This window comes from Vibrio sp. CUB2, from assembly GCF_001557945.1.
Taxonomy (GTDB): Bacteria; Pseudomonadota; Gammaproteobacteria; order Enterobacterales; family Vibrionaceae; genus Vibrio; species Vibrio owensii.
The window spans coordinates 43,808-63,126 of the sequence record NZ_LNRB01000022.1 but is presented as its reverse complement, the minus strand read 5'-3'; the positions used below and the strand labels follow the sequence as shown (position 1 = coordinate 63,126).

The window sequence follows — 19,319 nt, the reverse complement described above, 5'->3', positions numbered from 1 at the left end:
CAATGTAAATTAAATGCCAATACGAATGATTATCACCTAAATTACTTCCTCATTTACTGGTGATGATTGTTTTCTATGTTGCTCAAAAGCAAAGGCGTCCAAACTTGGGCACGCCGTCTGCACATTTATATTTCTATGGCTCTTTTATTGGTGACGCTGTTTTTTGCGTTAACTGGTATTACGTTGAACCGCCCAGAACTGTTTGAGCGCAGTGAACCCATCATTCAGCAACACACACTCACTGTTCCTTCCGAGCAACTATTTGCGAATGAAGGAAGCTTCCAATCCAATCGTTCTGCCCTGTTGAGTTTCTTAACACAAGAAACAGACCTACGAGGCACACCATCAGCACTCGATGTGTATACCGAGATTGAGGATGGTGAATTGATGATTGGTGAACTCTCTTTAGATTTCAAAGGCCCAGGCTACAACGCCACCGTTTTCGTCGATATGACGACGGGTGAAGCTGAAGTTGAAACCACTAACTACGGCATGGTTGCGCTGCTAAACGACCTACATAAAGGTCGCAACAGTGGCGATACGTGGAAATGGTTTATCGACATAACAGCCTTGCTAATGGTGTTTTTTGTGCTGACCGGTGTGTGTTTGCTGCTTCCAAAGAAAAAGACTTTTAGAACATCAATGCAGTGGATGAGTTTTGGCACTGCGTTATCGCTCGTTATTTATTTTTTTGCTGTGCCATAGCAGCCTATTCAGAGAAAAAACAATGTTAAACATAGGCCGTATTTTTCGCCGTCACCCGTTTAGTAAAGCCGCATTGATCGCGGCTTTATCTCCTTTGCCGCTTATGGCCGCTCCATTTCCAGATAATGCCAAAGTCGACTTTGAGTTTGAGTTACCAAAGATTGATACCTCGATGTATGCAAGGCCCTATGTCGCAGTATGGATAGAAGATGAAAAGCGTAAACCAGTCAAAACCATTCAGCTTTGGGTAGGTAAAGATGAGTGGTTAAAAGATCTTCGCAGCTGGTGGCGCAAAGTGGGACGTTACGATCGCGAATTGGTCGATGCCGTAACGTCAGCCACTCGACCTGCAGGCCAATACCGATTTGTTTGGGATGGCACCAATGATGATGGCCAACGACTCGAGCAGGGTAATTACACCCTGCATGTAGAAGTCGTACGTGAACACGGTGGCCGTAATTACCTACGTCAAAAAATGCAGTTAGCGGACAGTGAAGTGCGCTACCAAATAAAACCAACGGAAGAGACGGGCGTCATTACCGTCAACTACCAAGTTAAGTGATAGAGAAGGAATAACAATGAAAACCAAAATGAAAGCGGTGGCATTAGCAAGTGTAATGGCAATGGGGCTAGCGGCCGCGACAACAGCACAAGCGCACCCTCGTTGGGTTCTCCCTTCTCACTTTACGGTATCAAAAGAAGGCGGTGATTGGTTAACGTTCGATGTGACAGCGTCTCACGGTACGTTTGTATTCGATAAGCCAGCAGGTAGCGAGCAAGCGTTCGTGATCATGCCAGATGGTCGTTCTGAGCGCCCGAATTTTGTCGTACGCGGCAAGCGTCGTTCAATGTTCGACTTCTTCTTTGTTGAAGAGGGCACACACAAAGTGGCTATCAATAACCAACCTAGCTACTACACCCAGTACAAAGCTGGCCGTCGCGATACGGTTAAGTGGGCGAAAGCGAGCAAAGCAGACCGTGCAAGCGTGATTCCTGAAAAAGCACGCGATGTCGTTACCCAACTTAGCTACACACGTGCAGAAAGCTATGTAACGGTTGGTATGCCAACAGACAAGGCATTAGAGATTGAAGGTAAGCTGTTAGAAATGAAGCCGATTACGCACCCTTCAGACATTATTGAAGGTGAAGAAGTAACATTCCAATTCTTCTTTAACGGCGAGCCTCAGCAAGGTGTCACGGCAGAAATTACGCGTGAAGGTACTCTGTATCGTAACCATCAAGAGCAAATTGATGTGGTCAGTGACAAGGATGGAAAAATTACCTTCACTCCAGATGTAGCAGGCCGCTACCTAATGAAAGCAAACTACAAGGGTGAGCTGAAAAACGATCCACTTGCAGACAAAGCAAGCATGAACGTTCACCTAACGTTTGAAACTCAACTTAACTAATCAAAATTTGGCTCAGCCTCACGCTGAGCCAATTTGGATGCATTATGAAAAACGTTTCTATTCTTAAAACCTCAGTGTTGGTTGCTGGTTTTATCTCTTCTCAAGCGTTCGCGCATTTCCCATTGATGAGTTGCCATTTAGAGCAAGACAAAGTGATTTGTGAGGCGGGTTATTCAGATGGTTCTACCGCCGTGGATTACGACGTTGAAATGTACGATTACGATGACAACTTGATCGCCAAAGTGACGACAGATAAACGTTCCATTGCTGAGTTTACACATCCTCAAACCGACTTTTATTTGGTTTTCGATGCGGGGCATGAAAACCCAGTAGAAGTGGATATCGTTGAGTTAAAAGAGAAATGATTACCCAGAAGATCAGACCGGATAACGGCAGTCGAGAGGGTAAATGGGTTGCTCTAACCATCGCAGGTATTCTTGCGGTCTCCACAATTTTGCTGCCTCACCATCAAGCCGAAACAGAACATACCGAAGTGCTGGCTCATCAAGTTCTCATCACTGACCTTGAACAAGAAGAACTTGCGATGATCGCCGAGCTAAAGTTGGCGCATGAAGAGATTCGAGATCTTCACCTAGATGCTGGCGAGTGGCCTGCCGTCAGCGAATTGGAAGAATTTTGGGTTGCACCATTTGTACAAGACCAAAGCTGGCAGCGAAAAGGCTCTCATCAATGGCAACGGTTAGATACAGGGATTTACCTCGGGGTAAGGCAAGATGAAAAAGGCGCAGCTTCCATGCTGCTCGATAGTCGTAATGAACACGCCGACATTTGGTTTATTCAATCGACAACACAGGCGTCTGAGTTATCTCTTGCGGAAATAAGCGAACGCCAGAAGCAAGGTTGGCAACAAATAGTTCTTGTCCCTGCTATGTCTTCAAATGCTCACGCCCATTAAGCTCAATTTTAACGATAACAACTATGATGAAACGATCTTTTCTACGTCGAATTATAATGGCTAGTGCATTGCTGGCAGTAGCTTCATCGAGCTTTGCAGCAGATAAGCTCAATATTGGTATTACTCTTCAACCTTACTACAGCTATGTAAAAGCGGTGGTCGGTGACAAAGCAGAAATTCTACCGCTGGTGGATGCAGGCTTTAATCCTCATAACTATTTACCTCAACCTAATGATTTAAAGCGTTTGAAGCAAATGGATGTGATTGTGGTCAATGGTATCGGCCATGATGATTTTGCTCTTAAAGTGATTCAAGCTTCACAACGTGACGATCTTGTGGTGATAGAGGCGAACAAAGAAGTACCACTGTTACCTGCGATGGGTCAATCAGTCGGTAAAGGCGCAGTTAACCCGCATACGTTTGTTGGCCTATCTACCACAATTCAAAAGGTTTACACGATTGCGAGTGAGCTAAGCAAGCTCGACCCAGAAAACGCGGCGTTTTATCGCAAGAATGCGCGCTCTTACGCAAAAACATTCCGCCTTTTGAAGCGTGATGCCATGTTGTCTTTAGGGCAACTTGATACAGCAGGTATGAAGGTTGCTACTACGCATAATGCTTATGGTTACATCTTGCAGGAATTCGGCGTTGACGTCGCAGCCGTTATCGAACCTGCTCATGGTGTAGAGCCAAGCGCGAGCCAGTTACAAGAAACGATAGAGAAAATTCGTCAATCTGGTATTGATGTGCTGTTTTACGAATTAAACATGCCAAATCGTTTTGTCGATACGATCGAAGAAGCGACCGGTGTTCAGCTTTACCGCTTTTCTCACATGACCCACGGCGAGTACGAAGCCAATAAGGTTGAAGTCGAAATGCGTGATAACGTCGCGACCCTGATTGAAGCGATGAAGTTCGTTGCAAGCAAGCACGAACAGGAGAAAGCTTGATGCTAGGGCCTTCTATCTCTCTCGACAGGGTAAGCCTTCAATATGGCGACAACCTGATTCTGCAAGACATCCAAACCCAATTTGAAGCTGGTCAATGTCACGTCATTATGGGGCCTAATGGCGGCGGGAAGACCTCTCTTTTACGCTCTGTTTTGGGCTTAACCCCATTTACTGGTGACATTTCTGTCCATTGGCCAGACAGCAAACATGCAGCGAAAATTGGTTATGTACCACAAAAAGCCATGTTTGAAGCCAGTCTGCCGCTCACGGTTATGGATTTCGTATTGCTTAACCAAACCAGAGTGCCGCTGTTTTGGCGACGTAAGACCAAGCAAACTCAACAAGCGCTTGCTCAACTAGATCGTGTTGGTATGGCTTCACGTAGTGACCGACGAATGGGACAGTTATCGGGGGGTGAACAGCAACGTGTTTTATTCGCTCAAGCGTTATTAGACGACCCAAGTCTGCTTGTTTTGGATGAGCCAACGACGGGCATGGATGAGCAAGGTGTTCGTTACCTTGAAAGTTTAATTCATGAAGTTGTTGGGGAAGGTAAAACCGTGCTTGCTGTGCATCATGATGTGACGGCTGTACGTCGTTTGGATGCTCAGGTCCATGTCGTGAATCGTCAAATTGTGGCGTCAGGGCACCATTCAGAAGTATTGAGTCCAGAACGTATCGAATCGTTGTTTAAGCACTACACAGCAAAAGTGGAGGCGGCGTAATGGATTGGTTAAGAGATCTCGCTCTGCATGGTGTGGAAGCTGGTTGGCTAAGTGACAGTTTTGCTTACGCGTTTATGGTCAACGCGATAGTGGCTGCGCTCATTCTTGGTCCCTTGCTGGGTGGTTTAGGCACGCTAGTCATTGCGAAGCGTTTAGCGTTCTTTTCAGAGGCGGTCGGCCATGCAGCATTAACGGGTATTGCAATTGGTGTACTGCTTGGTGAGCCACCAGAAAACCCATTCATTGGATTATTTAGCTTCTGCATGATCTTCGCACTGCTGCTGCATTTCGTGCGAAATCGAACCAATGTTCCTTACGATACATTAGTCGGCGTGTTCCTCGCACTGGCACTGGCCGTCGGTGCAGCCTTGCTGATGTACGTGGCACGCAAGATCAACATCCACATGCTGGAGAACGTTCTATTTGGTTCAATCCTGACGGTAACAGACAGAGACATTACGATTCTTGCCGTGAGTTGTTTGATCATCTTATTGCTTTTGATCCCTACATTTAACCGCATATTACTGACTTGCATCAGCCCAGATATCGCGCGTGTGCGTGGATTCAATACCAGCTTCTACGATTACTTGTTTGTCATGATGATCACGCTTGTGACCATTGCGGCGGTGAAGATCATTGGCGCCGTATTAGTTGGGGCATTGCTGCTGATTCCTGGTGCAACAGCCCGCCTTCTTACTAAGAGAATGGGGAGCTTTGTGTTGCTCTCATCATTGTTGGCGACCATCGCGTGCTTGGTTGGCACCGTCTTGCCGATGGAGTTGGAACTCCCTGTGCCATCTGGTGCGTCGATCATCATTGTTTCAGCAACCTTCTTCTTAACTGCAACCATGTATCGCATTGTGCGCAAAGCTTAAATCTGGATATTCGAATATGAACACGAAAAAAATAATTATGGGATTGAGCTTGGCAATAGCGAGTACAGCAGCGCCGTTTGCTTTTGCCAAAGACATCGTTACGAGCACTCCTGTGACCTACATGTTGGCTCAGCAGTTGATGCAAGGTACGGACATCGAGACGAATTACTTGCCGCCTAAACGTTACGGGATTGAGCGTTTGGTGAATTGGTTTGCAAGTAAAGGACATGAACAAGTTACCGCAGCAGGAAAAAATGCAACAGTAGCGATCACGCTAGGTGCTGTTTGGCATCAAGACCCTACTTTTGTGTATGCGCGTCAGGGAAATGTGCGCTTGATAGAGATTGATGCTTCTCAAGCGATTTCACCGAGAGCACAAGGTGTTGCGGCATTGACGTTGGATAATGGTGAGACGTCGAAATACGCGTGGATGAATCCGAGCAACTTGATTCGAATGGCAGCGATTGTTGGTGAGGATTTACAAAAGGTATATCCTCAACATCAAGCTCAGATTGAAAAGAACCAGCAAGCCTTGATGCTGGACGTGCGGGAACTGATCAATCAACAACAAGAAGTAATTTTCGAAAAAGAGATCGATTCGGTGGTATTGTTGGGTGAATCGTTAGAAGATTTTGCATCAGGAAACCAACTGTTTGTGGTCGATCGCCAATTCAAACCAGAATTGGAATGGTCAGAGGCAGAGAAACTATCTTTAAAAGCTCAATTTGAGGAAGATGAAACTCTGTGGCTGATCACTGATAAACGCCCGTCAAAAACGTTAACTTCATTAGTTTCACAGGATCGCATACTGCAAATTGATGTTATTGACCGATGGGGCAGTAAAGGTATCAAAACTGAGAAGCCACTCGCACGCTGGCAGTTGTAACACGCAAAACACCACACAAATTATGAAGGGAACTGAAAAGTTCCCTTTTTTATGTGATCGTGATCAAAAATTAGCCACAAATAATACCAGTTGCATAAGAAAGTATTTGTTTCATTTATATTTCATTACTACTTTGTTATCTGTTCGTTGCGATTGATGCATTTTATTTTGCTGTCGGGGCGAACCAGTACAAACAACTATATGGATGTTAACAATGAAAATGAAAACTCTAGCCGTTGCAGTGGCGGCACTAGCATGTGGTTCTCAAGCTTTCGCAGCTGAAGTTTACAACAGCGAAGGCACATCTCTTTCTATCGGCGGCCACGTTTCTGTGGGCGTGGGTGAGTACTTTGAGGAAGATGTACGCATTCATGACGTATCTCCTCGTATCAATGTTGGCGGTAAACAGGACATCGGTAACGGTGTGACAGTTGACGCTAAAGGCGAATGGTCTATCAAGCTACTAGACGGTGGTGAAAGCTCGTTCAACACTCGTTTGGGTTACATTGGTGCGACACATGAGCAGTTTGGTCGTGTTGTTGCTGGTACACAATGGTCACCATACTACGACGTAGCAGGTGTTGCGGATTTACCAATCGCGTTTGCCAACGACTTCTTGTACGCAGATCAATACAACCTTGGCTCGGCTCGTGCAGAACGTATGCTTAGCTACCGTAAGGGTTTTGAGTTTGGTGAAGGCTTCGGCTTTAACCTAGGTCTTGGTTGGCAAGGTCAACATGATGAAACTAGCAAGAAGATTGTTGAAGATCCACTAACGGGCAACCTGAAGTATGAAACAAGTGGCTCGGATTACGACGACCGTGTACAAGTTGCTTTATCATTTGAGGTTGTTGGAATTAACCTAGGTTATGTTTATAGCACTGGTGATGTTACTCGTACGGGAGTTGCAACCAAATCAGCAGACTCGAGTGTTTTCTCTGCGGCATATGGTAAATACGGATCAGGTATCTATGCGGCTATTGTATATGGTATGAATGACTATTTCTATGAAGGTCTAGAAGAAACAATTCAGCTTGAAGGCCTATTGGCTTACGGCGTAAATGATTGGACGTTCAGTGTTAACTACGAGTCTGTAGAAGACGATAAAGCTGGTGACACGCTATTTAGCCAATCTGCTTTACAAGCTGAATACGCTGTGACTCCTGCTTTTGTTACTTTTGCTGCATACCAGTTTGACCTAGGTAATGACATCGACGTTGAAGAAAATGATTTCTGGACAATCGGTGCTCGTTACTACTTCTAATAAATAGGACAGTTTCTACTGCCTAAACACATTTATTGTGTTAACGCCTACTCGCTGTGAGTAGGCGTTTTTCTTTCTGTTGGCTCATCTGAGTCATGTCACCGAGTATCTAGATTGAAAAATGCCCGCGTAAAAGCGGGCATTGTTTTCGGTGACTCATAATGAATGACGGCTAAAGCTTATTTTGTCTCCAACAGATCTAGGAAGAAAGCGTACTCAAGCGCGTCTTCTTTTAATCGTTTGAATCGACCAGAAGCGCCACCGTGGCCTGCTTCCATATCGGTTTTGAACAGCAAGACATTATCATCAGTCTTCATTTCACGAAGTTTGGCTACCCACTTCATTGGCTCAAAGTATTGAACTTGTGAATCGTGCAAACCCGTAGTCACTAGCATGTTCGGGTAATTCTGAGCTTTCACGTTGTCGTATGGTGAGTAGCTCAGCATGTATTCGTAGTAGGTTTTGTCGTTTGGATTACCCCACTCATCGTATTCGTTGGTCGTGAGAGGAATCGACTCATCCAGCATGGTCGTCACGACATCAACAAACGGAACGTGTGCGCCAATACCACGGTAGAGCTCTGGTGCTTGGTTGATAATAGCGCCCATCAATAGGCCGCCCGCAGAGCCACCAACAGCAAACACTTTATCTTTTGCGCCATAACCTTCTTCAACAAGTCCTTTGGTTACGTCGATGAAGTCATTGAAGGTGTTTTGTTTAGTCAGCTTTTTGCCATCTTCATACCAAGGGCGCCCAAGCATTTCTGAACCACGAATATGCGCGATTGTGTACACGAATCCGCGATCAAGCAAGCTCAAACGAGTTGAACGGAATGTTGGCTCGATGGTGGAGCCGTATGAGCCGTAGCCGTACTGATAGATTGGGTTAGTGCCGTCTTTCTTGAATAGGTCTTTGCGGTAAACCAATGAAACTGGCACTTGCTTGCCATCACGAGCAGTCACCATGATTCGCTCTGACTGGTAGTTATCGGCATCAAAATCGCCCAGCACTGGTGTTTGCTTCATGATTTCAGATTCACCTGTATTTAGGTCGAAATCATAGTAAGTCCCCGGTGTCGTCAGGCTGCTGTAGTAGATGCGAACTTTCGAATTGTCTAACTCAAGGTTGCCCGTTAGGTAAGCAGCAAAAGCCGTATCATTAAACTCGAGTGGAAACTCTTTGCCTGTTGATAATTGACGAACCTTCACGGTCGACAAACCATTCGTACGCTGCTCATAAACAAGGTGATCGTCAAACAAGTCGAAATCAACTAGCTGAGAATTGTCGTTAGCGGGAATTACATCGACCCATTTAGAGCGGTCATGCATCTCTTCAGCTTTCACTTTCATCAAACGGAAGTTTACGGCTTGATAGTTGGTGTAGATGTAGTACCAATCACCCAATTTAGCGATGCTGTACTCAATACCAGTCTCTCTAGGGTAGAAAGCTTCAGCTTTGGCGTTCGGGTTGTTAGCATCAATCACAGACACGCCACTTGTTTCTGTACTTGAGTGCCAAATGTAAACTTGCTCACCGTCTTTACTCTTACTCAAGAAGGTGTAGTAAGCGCTGTCGGTTTCTTCGTAGATCAGCTCATCGCTAGTCTGAGGCGTGCCTAATACATGGCGGTAAACTTGATAACCTAAAAGTGTTTGAGGGTCTTTCTTAATGTAGTAGAAAGCTTGGTTATCGTTTTGCCATGCAATCGCACTTGAAGCACCTTCAATTTCATCTTTTAGATATTCACCCGTCGTGAGGTCTTTGATTTTGATGGTGTAAATACGACGACTCAGGGTATCTTCGCCATAAGCCAACAAGTTTTCATTTGGGCTGATCGTTAAGCCGCCAATACTGAAAAACTCATGTTCTTTTGCTAGCTCGTTAACATCTAAGATGACTTGCTTATCTTTACCTGCAAAGTCTTTTGCACGCAGATGTACTTCGTATTCGTTGTCGCCTGTCACTTCATTTGAGTAGTAGTAACTGCCTTTTCGAACGGGTACTGAATTGTCATCTTTTGCAATACGCCCTTTTATCTCTTCAAAAAGCTGTTCTTGTAGTACTTCGGTGTGTTTTAAAACAGTTTCTGCGTACTGATTCTCTTGCTCAAGGTGTTGCAAGATTTCTGGATCTTGGCGCTCATCATCACGCATCCAGTAGTAATTATCGATTCGTGTATCACCATGAATATTCATTGCATGAGGGACTTTTTTTGCAACGGGTGCTTGGGTTTGTTGAGCAACGAGTTGCGATTGGGAGTAATGGTTCATGGTTGGTAATCCTTGATTGCTGCATCCGGCGACTAGCGCGACCGATACGGCCAACGTGGTTAAAGTGAAACGCATCTGTGTATCCTTATTGTGTACTCTTCTCGTGTTTTTTCGCCATTCATTTATCTTGCGAGTAAAAGTACATTTGTGTTCTTCCAGTGAATGTATTTATATCGAATGGCAAACCAATAATTTCTGTATAAGCAACTGTTCTTTTTAGCAAAGATTGGATGGGATGTTAAATGCAATTGCTGGTGGATGAGAGCTAAAGGGTAAGATGTGTGCAACAAAAAAGGGACACACTTTTCAGCATGTCCCTTTTGGGTGATGAGAGTCAGATTTTAGATCGCCAATGGCATTTCGTTTGAGTGATCGTGCTTGCGATTAACCCAACGCAAACCAAACATAGCAATGATCGACATTGCCATCATCAAACACCCTAGCGGCATTTGGTCTTGTGCCGGGAAGAACGAAGCCAACAGTGTCGCGATACCCGCCCCTAGGTTTTGCATGCCCCCCAAAATAGCCCCGCCAGTGCCCGCGTGGTATGGGAACGGTGAAAGTGCACCTGTTGTTGCCGCTGGGAACAAAATGCCCGCACCCAAGAAGTAAATGGTTGCACCACCAATCAGAGTCAACGCCGTTGTTAGACCAAACAGACCCGGAATCAATACCACTGCTGAGCCAACTAAGATAGCGACTAGACCAACGTTTAGAGCACGGCGCTCAGAGCGACGTTGTGCGATGTAGCTAGATAAGCCTGCACCGACTAAGTAACCTGGAATCGGCAAGACAAACAACAAGCTTACTGTGGTTGCTGGTAAACCAAGTACGCCGCCCAGTAGTACACCGGCTGCTGCTTCAAATACTGCAACGCCTGCGAACGTAGCAACCAACACCAGTAAGAAACCTTGGAAGCGTTTGTATGAAAGGACGAACTTGTAGCTCTTCGCCACAGATTCATGTTTGCGGCGCTCTTTCGGCAAGGTTTCCATCATGCTTGTCATCATGGTGATGACCACCGCGATACCAAATAGTGCTAGGAACAGGTAACTAGAACGCCAACCGAAAGCTTCTGTTAGGTAGCCGCCCAATACTGGCGCGATCAATGGTGAGAAAATCACACACATGCTGATCAAGCTGTTTGCGCGGTGCAGCTCTGCACCCTCAAAGCAGTCACGAGTCAGTGTACGAGACATCGCACCGCCACAACCGATACCCAAACCTTGGATAAAGCTACCTGCAAGGAACCATTCGTACTTATGAGCAAATAGCGCAACCAAAGTACCAAGAATGTAGACGATCAAACCCGCAATGATGATCGGCTTACGACCAAGGCGATCAGAAAGCGTACCGTACACAAACTGCGATAGACCATAAGGGATCAGGTAACACGCCATCACAGCTTGAAGTGAAGACGCTGATACCAAGAACTCACCCGCCATATGACCGATAGAAGGCACGTACATCGTTTGAGTCATTTGACCTACGGCAGTCAGAATTGCGATTAAAAAGGTAAGTTTCGCTAATGGAAACGAGGCGGACATTTGCGTATTTCTCCAGAAATTTAAGACGTAAAAAGCCTTAGCGCTCCATATAGGAGAGCCAAATAAACAAAGTGATTAGGGAATCTAGGCGCGAGATATTAGAGCTTGAGAGCAGACTTAGCAATCAAAAAGTGTGAAGTTGAGCAAGATAAAAATCTATGATTTGGATTAGAAAATCTAATCTATTTTTGTTGGGTGTTGAAAACGAAAAAGGGAGCCGAAGCTCCCCTTGAAATTCTGTGTTTATTGAGAACAACTTTCGTTATTCACGGCCTGAAGCGTAAGCGTAAAGCAACTCAAGTGCGATAGTCGCGCCAGCCAAGGCCGTTACATCGCTGTGGTCGTAAGGAGGCGAGACTTCCACCACGTCCATACCTACGATGTTCATGCCAGCGAAACCACGAATGATCTTCAGAATTTTATCTGAGTTCAGACCACCACAAACTGGTGTACCTGTACCCGGTGCAAATGCTGGGTCCAGACAGTCGATGTCAAAAGTGACATACACAGGCTTATCCGCAACCGTGCGACGAATCTCTGCCAGAATCTCTTCTACCGACATGTCGTTCGCTTGCATCGCGTTGATCACATTGAAGCCGTGATCTTGTTGGTCATATTCAGTACGAATACCAATTTGGACTGAGTTCTTCGCAGAAATCAGACCTTCTTTTGGCGCATGGTAGAACATAGTACCGTGGTCGTAAGAACTGCCGTTCGCGTATGTGTCAGTGTGCGCATCGAAGTGAATCAGTGCCATTTGACCATGGTGTTTTGCGTATGCACGTAGGATTGGTAGCGTGATGAAGTGATCACCACCTAAGCCTAGCATTGTCTTACCGCTCTTTAGAATCTCACTTGTTGCCGCTTCTAGGCGGTATGTGAAATCTTCAGCATCACCACAATCGAACACAAGGTCACCTGCGTCGATCACTTTCAATTTATCAAATACGTTGAAGTCCCAAGGGAACTTCTTGCCTTCCCAAGCAAGGTTTACTGACGCACGACGGATCGCATCTGGACCCATACGCGCACCAGGACGACCAGAAGTCGCCATGTCCAGAGGAACCCCTAGCACTACAACGTCTGCGTCTGCCGATACTGGATTTTTGATGTACGGTCGACGTAGAAACGACATAGAGTTGGAGTAAAGCGAATAATCGGTTTTAGTAAACAAATCATTCATATCAGAAGTCCTCTAAATAGGTGTAGCCTGCCAAACCTTGTTCTAGTTCAGCTAGGATTTGTTCTTGTTCACTGGCTTCAACACGTGCTGAAACCAATTGTTTGTAATTGTCACGAATCGCATCTACGTCGATGTGAACGTAGCGCATCATGTCTTCTACGCTATCACCTTCGTTGATGTAGCTGATCTCAAATTGACCTTCTTCATCAACATTGACTACTGCACTGTGGGTGTCACCAAATAGGTTGTGCATGTCACCAAGGATCTCTTGGTATGCGCCTACTAGGAAGAAGCCCATTAGGTACGGTTTGTCGTTGCTCCATGCTGGTACTGGTAGTGTGCTCTCAATGCCTTGGCCATCAACGTAATGGTCAATTGCGCCATCGGAGTCACAAGTGATGTCCAACATCACCGCACGACGCTCTTCCACATCACCAAGACCAGAAAGTGGCAGAACAGGGAATACCTGATCAATACCCCATGCATCTGGCAGGGATTGGAAAAGAGAGAAGTTCACGAAGAACTTGTCTGCAAGACGTTCGCTCAACTCATCCAAAATAGGACGGTGGAAACGGTTCTTTGTACTCATTTGACGACTTAGCTCGAAGTAAATGCGCAGCGACAGTTGCTCGGCCCACGCACGTTGTTCAAGGTTCAGTACGCCTGTAGCGAATTGTGAGTGCACCTCAGCCAAATCGCTTTGGGTATCGTTGTAAATTTCAATTAATGCACGCGCATCCGTACCATCTTGCAGGTTCTCCCAGTTTCGCCACATGTTTTGTAGCAAGAATGGAGCGTCTGCAGCTGGCTCGAACACTTCTTCCGGTTGGTATGTTTCAGTACCAATAACGTTAGAGATAAGTACAGCATGGTGTGCAGTCAATGAGCGACCCGATTCAGAGATGATCACTGGCATCGGTTGTTCATATTGCTGACACACATCACCGACGGTATTTACGATGTTGCGCGCGTATTCTGCAAGGCCGTAGTTCATCGAGTTCGAAGATTGGCTACGTGTGCCGTCGTAGTCTACTGCTAAACCGCCGCCAACATCGAAGTAATCAATGTTTGCACCCATGGCTCGTAATTCACAGTAGAAACGTGCTGATTCGTTTACACCATTACGCACGTCACGAATGTTTGCCATCTGTGAGCCAAGGTGGAAGTGAACCAACTGCATGGTGTCCAGCTTGTCTTCGCGTTTTAGACGCTCAATTACGCTCAATACTTGAGACGCAGATAGGCCGAACTTCGATTTCTCACCGCCGCTTGCTTGCCATTTACCCGCACCTTGAGATGCAAGGCGGATACGTAAGCCAAGACGTGGTGTTACGCCCAAGCTTTTTGCTTCTTCAAGTACTAGATCAAGCTCAGATAGCTTCTCTAGTACGATAAATACTTTGTGACCTAGCTTTTCACCGATCAGTGCTAGACGCACGTATTCACGGTCTTTGTAGCCATTACACACGATCACGGAGCTGCCTTGTTGAGCCAGTGCAAGTACTGCCAATAGCTCTGGCTTACTGCCTGCTTCAAGACCCAGCTGTTTATTTTCTAGCTGTGCTTGGCTTGCTAAGATCTCATCAACCACTTCACGCTGTTGGTTTACTTTAATTGGGTACACCAGCAGGTATTTGTTTGGATATTGGTATTCTTCAATTGCTTGGTTGAAAGCTTGGCAAATGCCATGCACGCGTTGGTGTACGATTTGTGGGAAGCGCACTAACACAGGCAGATTCAACTGCTTAGCTTCTAGTTCATTTACAATCGCACTGAAAGGGATTTGGTGTGCACGGTCACTACGAGGAGATACGTATACCTCGCCTTGGTCATCAATTCCGTAGAAGCCTTGGCTCCAGTAGTGAACGTTGTAGTCCGCGCGGATGCGGTCTAATTTAGTTGCTTTTTCCAACTCGATTCTCACAAAAATGTATTTAAGCCCTCATTGGAAATAGAGGAGAAAATACAAAAAAGCAAATCATGAGGCGCTAACCTCATACCCTGACACGAACTCCGTGTGCGCGCATTAACGGATAAAACCCAACCAGAGTCTAATGATTAAAATTTGTGCTTTCGATTAACAACTGTTGTTGATGGTTGGTGTAAACATTTATTTAACAGACTGTCCATTCTACTGTTATAGTTGGTCTGACCAGTAAGGAATTGGTCGACAAAAAATAAGAACAAAGACTCAACAAAACAAGGACATGTTTTGCAGCTGCACAGAATTCAGGGATACATCCAAACCATGTATCTCGCCGAGTATCCAGACAAATTGATGCTGCTTGATGGCGCAAGTCGAGCGGATATTCCTCACCTCAAAGATTTTATCGAGCACCAGCTCAATCGCCCGTTCACAGACCTAAAGTTGGTCGTCGTTACCCACATGCACCCAGACCACGCTGGTGCGGCGCACAAACTAAGAGATCTAACAGGCTGCAAGCTATTGGCAGCCAAACGAGATACACATTGGTATGGGGGCTTTGATGGTTGGCTAATGCATCTTACGGATTTGATTTTGGCGCGTTGGATGGCGAACCGAATGCGCAAACCCAAGCGCAACTTATGGTATTCGCGAAAACTAAAGCCAGATATTGAGCTGGTGGATGGAGAGGTGATTCCCGGTTTTGCTGATTGGCAGATATTGGAAACACCGGGGCATACCGACAGGGATTTATCGGTTTATCACGCCGAACAGAGTGTGTTGTACGTAGCGGATTTAATGGTGCAGGTAAAAAGCCATTTGATCGCGCCATTTCCTATCTTTCATCCCAACCAATATCGCAGTTCGTTAAAGCGCGTTTTTGAGATGAAACCAAGCTGTTTATTGGCGGCACATGGGGGAGAGGTTGAGTTTGATGAAGATGCGTATCAACATATCATCAATACCGCACCGGTTAGACCCATTACCCACTGGCGAGTAACGAAGATAAAACTTAAGGGGTTGATGCGTTCTGTTCTGAAAAGAAAGAACGATAGACAGTAGAAGGGCTGCTAGAAAATCAGAGAAGAGCCAGATGAGCGACCACGGAGTTCGCTCATCTGAAGCTACGGGGATTATGGAGCCAATAAGTGAGATTGGCTCGGGTCTACCAGAACTTTGTCTGCCATACCCTGACGACCTAACAACATCATGTAAGTCATCTTTTCACGGTTAGTTAGCGTGATGTCGATTGGCCACTCTTGGTCGCCCATGCGTAGCATCGTTGTGATCACGCAGCGGTGTTCGAAAGTACCGTTTGATGATTTCACTTTGCGGTTCGCCTTCAGTGGAGCTTTACAGCGAACGACTTGCTCTAAGTGGTAAACATCTGGATGTAGATCGAACTCTACGTATGACTGACCGTCTTGTTCAGTGCACTCTAGGTTATCTACGTGCAGAGAAGAAGTCTGTGCGCCTGTATCAATGCGCGCTTCAAGGTGAGTAATCCCTAACTCAGGTAAGCAAATTGCTTCGGCGTTCCCAATGATCATTTTCTGATTCATAGTGTCATCCTAGCGATGAGTCAAAAGAGAGCCCTTTATCAGACTCTCACTCAAACAATTATCAGCCTTTACCGCGAGTACGGTTAGCGTTTGGTTTTGCGTTCTTCTCAATGAAGTCGAAGATCATGCCAGCAACGTCTTTTTCAGTTGCTGATTCGATACCTTCAAGGCCTGGAGAAGAGTTCACTTCCATTACCACAGGACCGTTCTTCGATTGAAGAATATCAACACCACATAGGTTTAGACCCATCACTTTCGCTGCGTTGATTGCTGTTGCACGCTCTTCTTTGCTTAGTTTAACAAGCTGAGCAGAACCACCACGGTGAAGGTTAGAGCGGAACTCGCCTTCTTTTGCTTGGCGTTTCATTGCTGCGATAACTTTGTTACCCACTACGAAACAACGGATGTCTGCGCCGTTTGCTTCTTCAATGAACTCTTGCACCATGATGTTTGCTTTTAGGCCCATGAATGCTTCGATCACGCTTTCTGCTGCTTTCGTTGTCTCAGCAAGAACAACACCGATACCTTGAGTACCTTCAAGTAGCTTGATAACTAATGGAGCGCCGCCAACGTTTTTGATCACGTCCTGAATATTGTCAGGGTGGTGAGCAAAACCAGTGCGAGGTAGACCAATGCCTTTGCGTGATAGAAGCTGCATAGAGCGTAGCTTGTCACGAGAGCGGCTGATTGCCACTGACTCGTTCACACAGAATGTGCCCATCATTTCAAACTGACGTACAACCGCTGTACCGTAGAAAGTGATAGATGCACCGATGCGTGGAATAACCGCGTCGTACTTTGGCAATTCTTCACCCATGTAACGGATCTTAGGGTTGTTACTCGTAATATCCATATAACAGTGCAGAGTATCGATAACATCAACTTGATGTCCGCGCTCTTCACCCGCCTGCTTTAGGCGCATGGTTGAATATAGATTCTCATTACGAGAAAGAATAGCAATACGCATGGCAATTCCTTAGTAAGTCAGTACCAAATTAAAAATGTAAGTATAGAGTATAGTGAGTGGGTGTAATTGATGTGACAGAATCCACTCTCTTCAGCGACTTAGAATTGTGGTTGGACAACCACGTCGTCAGAGGTGCGAACCTTAGGGCGTTTTCTCAGTAGATGAAAACGAAAAAATATCGTCGATACGACAAAAATAATTTATCGAACTCTCACGCCTTGCTGCATGCGACTGTCAAGGGAATGAAAAAGAAAAATGAGTCAAAATTTCATCAATTTACTATGGCACAAATCACAAAAAAGCGGCCATTCAGCCGCTTTTTGTTATTGAACTAAGTAATGACTTAAGAAGAGTTCAGCCGTTTGGGTGGCTAAAACCCTAGATTCTTCCAAGGTTAGCGAAGCTCGCATCCCCATCAATTGTGGCCAGAATGCGCTGCCTTTAATTAAGTTGTGCAATTGAATGCTTGCCACGTCCACATCATCAACCTTCAATGTATTTTTTTCTGATTGCTGAGTGAGCCAACGGTACAAGGCCGTTTCTTGCTTCGACATGTGTTCCGCTTGTTCTTTGAGATCTTCCGGCTTAAACAAGAAATGTCCGAAAGCCACTTTCGCCAGTTCAATATAATCAGGTGCGGTTACAACGATAATTTCGCTGTACAACAATTCGACCAGTTGATCTTTTAGCGGGAGTGTTGGTAAACGTTCAATGTCGCTATCCATCATTGAAGAACGCCATAGTTCCGTTAGTAACTCTGTCACGATCGCTTCTTTAGAAGGGAAGTGGTTGTAGACCGTACGCTTAGAGACTTGCGCAATAGCAGAGAGCTTATCCATGCTGGTGTTTTGCACCCCAAACTCTTGGAACGCTTGCTTTGCTGCGCACAGGATGGCTTCTCTTTTGGTCTCACTGCGACCTTTTCTTTTTACATTCATAAACTTGCCGAGTTAAGAAGATCATTTCTGGATCTATTTTACACTAAGTAGTTTACTTTTGATAATTAGAATGTAAACTGCACCGTGTAGTTTACTTTTGTTCGGGTTAACTTTTTATGAAAAAAACTTTGCTAGCCACAGTAGGAGCGTTCGCGATGGGTACATCAATGATTTCTTGTTCTAATGTTGATACTGAAAAAGCGCCAACATACCCGGACAAATTTGCAAACACAGAGTTGGAATACAAAAGCAGCTTGGGTGACATGTTCGGCATCATGAAAGCCTACTTTACGACTGAGCGCCTCAATCCAACGCCAACGATTGAAATTCCGGTTCATGCAATGACTGCGAATCAACTATTAGAAGAGCAAGACGACGTTATCTACCGCTTCGGTCATTCAAGCGTATTAATGAAGCTCGATGGCAAACTGGTGATGACTGATCCTGTATTCAGTGATCGCGCGTCTCCTGTGCAATGGGCAGGGCCAAAACGTTTTCACCAAACACCAATTACGCTAGAAGATTTACCAAGCATCGATGTAGTGGTGATCAGCCATGACCATTACGATCACCTAGATAAAGCTTCTATTAAAGTGCTAGGCGACAAAGTGGGCACTTTCTTGGTGCCGTTAAAAGTGGGGCAATTACTGGTTAACTGGGGCGTGCCTAAGGAGAAAGTGGTCGAGCTAGATTGGTGGGAATCACATTCTGTCGACGGTATTGAATATACACTGACTCCGACTCAGCATTTCTCTGGTCGAGGTTTGACAGACCGTGATACGACACTTTGGGGCAGTTGGGTTATTAATGCACAGCAACACAAAGTGTTCTTCAGTGGTGACTCTGGTTACTTCAATGGCTTTAAAGAGATTGGCGACAAGTACGGTCCGTTTGATTTCACTATGATTGAAACCGGCGCATACAATGAACTTTGGTCAGACATTCACATGTTCCCAGAGCAAAGTGTTCAAGCACACATTGATGTGCAGGGCAAAGTAATGATGCCGATTCACAACAGTACGTTTGATCTATCGATGCACGATTGGAATGAACCGATGCAACGCGCGTTAGACATCAGTGAAGAGCGCGGTGTAACGTTAGTTAGCCCTGAGATCGGTCAACGCTTGGCGATTGCGGAGCCTCAGCCTGCTAAGGCATGGTGGCAATAATCGCTGATCTAAACAGCCAAACACCAGAA

At 45.6% G+C, this 19,319-nt stretch carries 19 protein-coding genes; 12 read left to right on the top strand and 7 right to left on the bottom strand.

The features are described 5' to 3' along the window. Positions 1-75: 75 nt before the first annotated feature. From ATB78_RS24595 to ATB78_RS24550, 10 genes are all read left to right on the top strand, one after another. Entirely contained in the window at positions 76-705 is a 630-nt protein-coding gene (locus tag ATB78_RS24595; RefSeq protein ID WP_061010888.1) for a PepSY-associated TM helix domain-containing protein, read from the top strand. A gap of 22 nt (positions 706-727) precedes the next feature. Beyond that, the gene (locus tag ATB78_RS24590; RefSeq protein WP_061010887.1) at positions 728-1,267 is read left to right on the top strand and encodes a DUF2271 domain-containing protein; all 540 of its coding nucleotides are present in this window, start codon (positions 728-730) and stop codon (positions 1,265-1,267) included. 16 nt (positions 1,268-1,283) lie between these two features. Continuing rightward, positions 1,284-2,114, top strand: coding sequence for a DUF4198 domain-containing protein (locus tag ATB78_RS24585; protein ID WP_061010886.1), 831 nt, complete (start codon positions 1,284-1,286; stop codon positions 2,112-2,114). A gap of 44 nt (positions 2,115-2,158) precedes the next feature. Beyond that, on the top strand, positions 2,159-2,479 hold the full coding sequence (locus ATB78_RS24580; protein ID WP_005438283.1) for a hypothetical protein: 321 nt from the start codon (positions 2,159-2,161) through the stop codon (positions 2,477-2,479). Then, positions 2,476-3,030, top strand: a complete 555-nt coding sequence (locus ATB78_RS24575; protein ID WP_061010885.1) for a hypothetical protein — start codon at positions 2,476-2,478, stop codon at positions 3,028-3,030. The genes ATB78_RS24580 and ATB78_RS24575 overlap by 4 nt, the downstream gene beginning before the upstream one ends. Before the next feature lie 23 nt (positions 3,031-3,053). Continuing rightward, positions 3,054-3,980 (top strand): zinc ABC transporter substrate-binding protein, encoded by a 927-nt coding sequence (locus ATB78_RS24570; protein WP_061010884.1) that lies wholly within the window; start codon positions 3,054-3,056, stop codon positions 3,978-3,980. Continuing rightward, positions 3,980-4,705, top strand: a complete 726-nt coding sequence (locus ATB78_RS24565; protein ID WP_061010883.1) for a metal ABC transporter ATP-binding protein — start codon at positions 3,980-3,982, stop codon at positions 4,703-4,705. The genes ATB78_RS24570 and ATB78_RS24565 overlap by 1 nt, the downstream gene beginning before the upstream one ends. Continuing rightward, positions 4,705-5,580 (top strand): metal ABC transporter permease, encoded by an 876-nt coding sequence (locus tag ATB78_RS24560; protein WP_005438273.1) that lies wholly within the window; start codon positions 4,705-4,707, stop codon positions 5,578-5,580. Before ATB78_RS24565 ends, ATB78_RS24560 begins: the two co-directional genes overlap by 1 nt. 16 nt (positions 5,581-5,596) lie before the next feature. Continuing rightward, positions 5,597-6,466, top strand: coding sequence for a zinc ABC transporter substrate-binding protein (locus ATB78_RS24555; protein ID WP_061010882.1), 870 nt, complete (start codon positions 5,597-5,599; stop codon positions 6,464-6,466). A gap of 214 nt (positions 6,467-6,680) precedes the next feature. Beyond that, positions 6,681-7,730 carry a porin gene (locus ATB78_RS24550; protein WP_061010881.1) on the top strand — a complete coding sequence of 350 codons (1,050 nt, stop codon included), beginning with the start codon at positions 6,681-6,683 and terminating at the stop codon, positions 7,728-7,730. A 179-nt stretch (positions 7,731-7,909) separates the two neighbouring features. Here ATB78_RS24550 and ATB78_RS24545 read toward each other — a convergent pair whose 3' ends face one another. The 4 genes from ATB78_RS24545 to speA form a co-directional block, all read right to left on the bottom strand. Further along, complete coding sequence (locus ATB78_RS24545) at positions 7,910-10,075, bottom strand: S9 family peptidase (RefSeq protein WP_061010880.1); 2,166 nt, start codon at positions 10,073-10,075, stop codon at positions 7,910-7,912. Between the two features lie 266 nt (positions 10,076-10,341). Beyond that, entirely contained in the window at positions 10,342-11,547 is a 1,206-nt protein-coding gene (gene emrD, locus ATB78_RS24540) for a multidrug efflux MFS transporter EmrD (RefSeq protein ID WP_061010879.1), read from the bottom strand. Positions 11,548-11,809: 262 nt separating this feature from the next. Further along, positions 11,810-12,730 (bottom strand): agmatinase, encoded by a 921-nt coding sequence (speB, locus tag ATB78_RS24535; RefSeq protein WP_005432598.1) that lies wholly within the window; start codon positions 12,728-12,730, stop codon positions 11,810-11,812. 1 nt (position 12,731) lies between these two features. Next, the gene (gene speA, locus ATB78_RS24530) at positions 12,732-14,642 is read right to left on the bottom strand and encodes an arginine decarboxylase (RefSeq protein WP_033005785.1); all 1,911 of its coding nucleotides are present in this window, start codon (positions 14,640-14,642) and stop codon (positions 12,732-12,734) included. A 336-nt stretch (positions 14,643-14,978) separates the two neighbouring features. Here speA and ATB78_RS24525 point away from each other — a divergent pair, with 336 nt between their 5' ends. Beyond that, complete coding sequence (locus ATB78_RS24525) at positions 14,979-15,716, top strand: MBL fold metallo-hydrolase (protein ID WP_061010878.1); 738 nt, start codon at positions 14,979-14,981, stop codon at positions 15,714-15,716. 71 nt (positions 15,717-15,787) lie between these two features. Here the strand turns inward: ATB78_RS24525 and ATB78_RS24520 are convergent, their stop codons facing one another. The 3 genes from ATB78_RS24520 to ATB78_RS24510 all read right to left on the bottom strand — a co-directional run bounded on the left by ATB78_RS24520 (position 15,788) and on the right by ATB78_RS24510 (position 18,121). After that, positions 15,788-16,216, bottom strand: a complete 429-nt coding sequence (locus tag ATB78_RS24520) for a RimK/LysX family protein (RefSeq protein WP_005432588.1) — start codon at positions 16,214-16,216, stop codon at positions 15,788-15,790. A 61-nt stretch (positions 16,217-16,277) separates the two neighbouring features. Further along, positions 16,278-17,183, bottom strand: coding sequence for a 30S ribosomal protein S6--L-glutamate ligase (rimK, locus tag ATB78_RS24515; RefSeq protein ID WP_005438260.1), 906 nt, complete (start codon positions 17,181-17,183; stop codon positions 16,278-16,280). Positions 17,184-17,506: 323 nt separating this feature from the next. Beyond that, the gene (locus ATB78_RS24510) at positions 17,507-18,121 is read right to left on the bottom strand and encodes a TetR/AcrR family transcriptional regulator (protein WP_005438259.1); all 615 of its coding nucleotides are present in this window, start codon (positions 18,119-18,121) and stop codon (positions 17,507-17,509) included. Between the two features lie 155 nt (positions 18,122-18,276). On the opposite strand from ATB78_RS24510, the gene ATB78_RS24505 reads away from it, so the two are divergent. Next, entirely contained in the window at positions 18,277-19,290 is a 1,014-nt protein-coding gene (locus ATB78_RS24505) for an MBL fold metallo-hydrolase (RefSeq protein WP_061010877.1), read from the top strand. Positions 19,291-19,319 lie beyond the last annotated feature (29 nt).

Coding starts and splice junctions, on each gene's coding strand:
- ATB78_RS24595 (WP_061010888.1), top strand. CDS start 76: ATGTTGCTCAAAAGCAAAGGCGTCCAAACTTGGGCACGCCGTCTGCAC.
- ATB78_RS24590 (WP_061010887.1), top strand. CDS start 728: ATGTTAAACATAGGCCGTATTTTTCGCCGTCACCCGTTTAGTAAAGCC.
- ATB78_RS24585 (WP_061010886.1), top strand. CDS start 1,284: ATGAAAACCAAAATGAAAGCGGTGGCATTAGCAAGTGTAATGGCAATG.
- ATB78_RS24580 (WP_005438283.1), top strand. CDS start 2,159: ATGAAAAACGTTTCTATTCTTAAAACCTCAGTGTTGGTTGCTGGTTTT.
- ATB78_RS24575 (WP_061010885.1), top strand. CDS start 2,476: ATGATTACCCAGAAGATCAGACCGGATAACGGCAGTCGAGAGGGTAAA.
- ATB78_RS24570 (WP_061010884.1), top strand. CDS start 3,054: ATGATGAAACGATCTTTTCTACGTCGAATTATAATGGCTAGTGCATTG.
- ATB78_RS24565 (WP_061010883.1), top strand. CDS start 3,980: ATGCTAGGGCCTTCTATCTCTCTCGACAGGGTAAGCCTTCAATATGGC.
- ATB78_RS24560 (WP_005438273.1), top strand. CDS start 4,705: ATGGATTGGTTAAGAGATCTCGCTCTGCATGGTGTGGAAGCTGGTTGG.
- ATB78_RS24555 (WP_061010882.1), top strand. CDS start 5,597: ATGAACACGAAAAAAATAATTATGGGATTGAGCTTGGCAATAGCGAGT.
- ATB78_RS24550 (WP_061010881.1), top strand. CDS start 6,681: ATGAAAATGAAAACTCTAGCCGTTGCAGTGGCGGCACTAGCATGTGGT.
- ATB78_RS24545 (WP_061010880.1), bottom strand. CDS start 10,075: ATGCGTTTCACTTTAACCACGTTGGCCGTATCGGTCGCGCTAGTCGCC.
- emrD (WP_061010879.1), bottom strand. CDS start 11,547: ATGTCCGCCTCGTTTCCATTAGCGAAACTTACCTTTTTAATCGCAATT.
- speB (WP_005432598.1), bottom strand. CDS start 12,730: ATGAATGATTTGTTTACTAAAACCGATTATTCGCTTTACTCCAACTCT.
- ATB78_RS24525 (WP_061010878.1), top strand. CDS start 14,979: ATGTATCTCGCCGAGTATCCAGACAAATTGATGCTGCTTGATGGCGCA.
- ATB78_RS24520 (WP_005432588.1), bottom strand. CDS start 16,216: ATGAATCAGAAAATGATCATTGGGAACGCCGAAGCAATTTGCTTACCT.
- rimK (WP_005438260.1), bottom strand. CDS start 17,183: ATGCGTATTGCTATTCTTTCTCGTAATGAGAATCTATATTCAACCATG.
- ATB78_RS24510 (WP_005438259.1), bottom strand. CDS start 18,121: ATGAATGTAAAAAGAAAAGGTCGCAGTGAGACCAAAAGAGAAGCCATC.
- ATB78_RS24505 (WP_061010877.1), top strand. CDS start 18,277: ATGGGTACATCAATGATTTCTTGTTCTAATGTTGATACTGAAAAAGCG.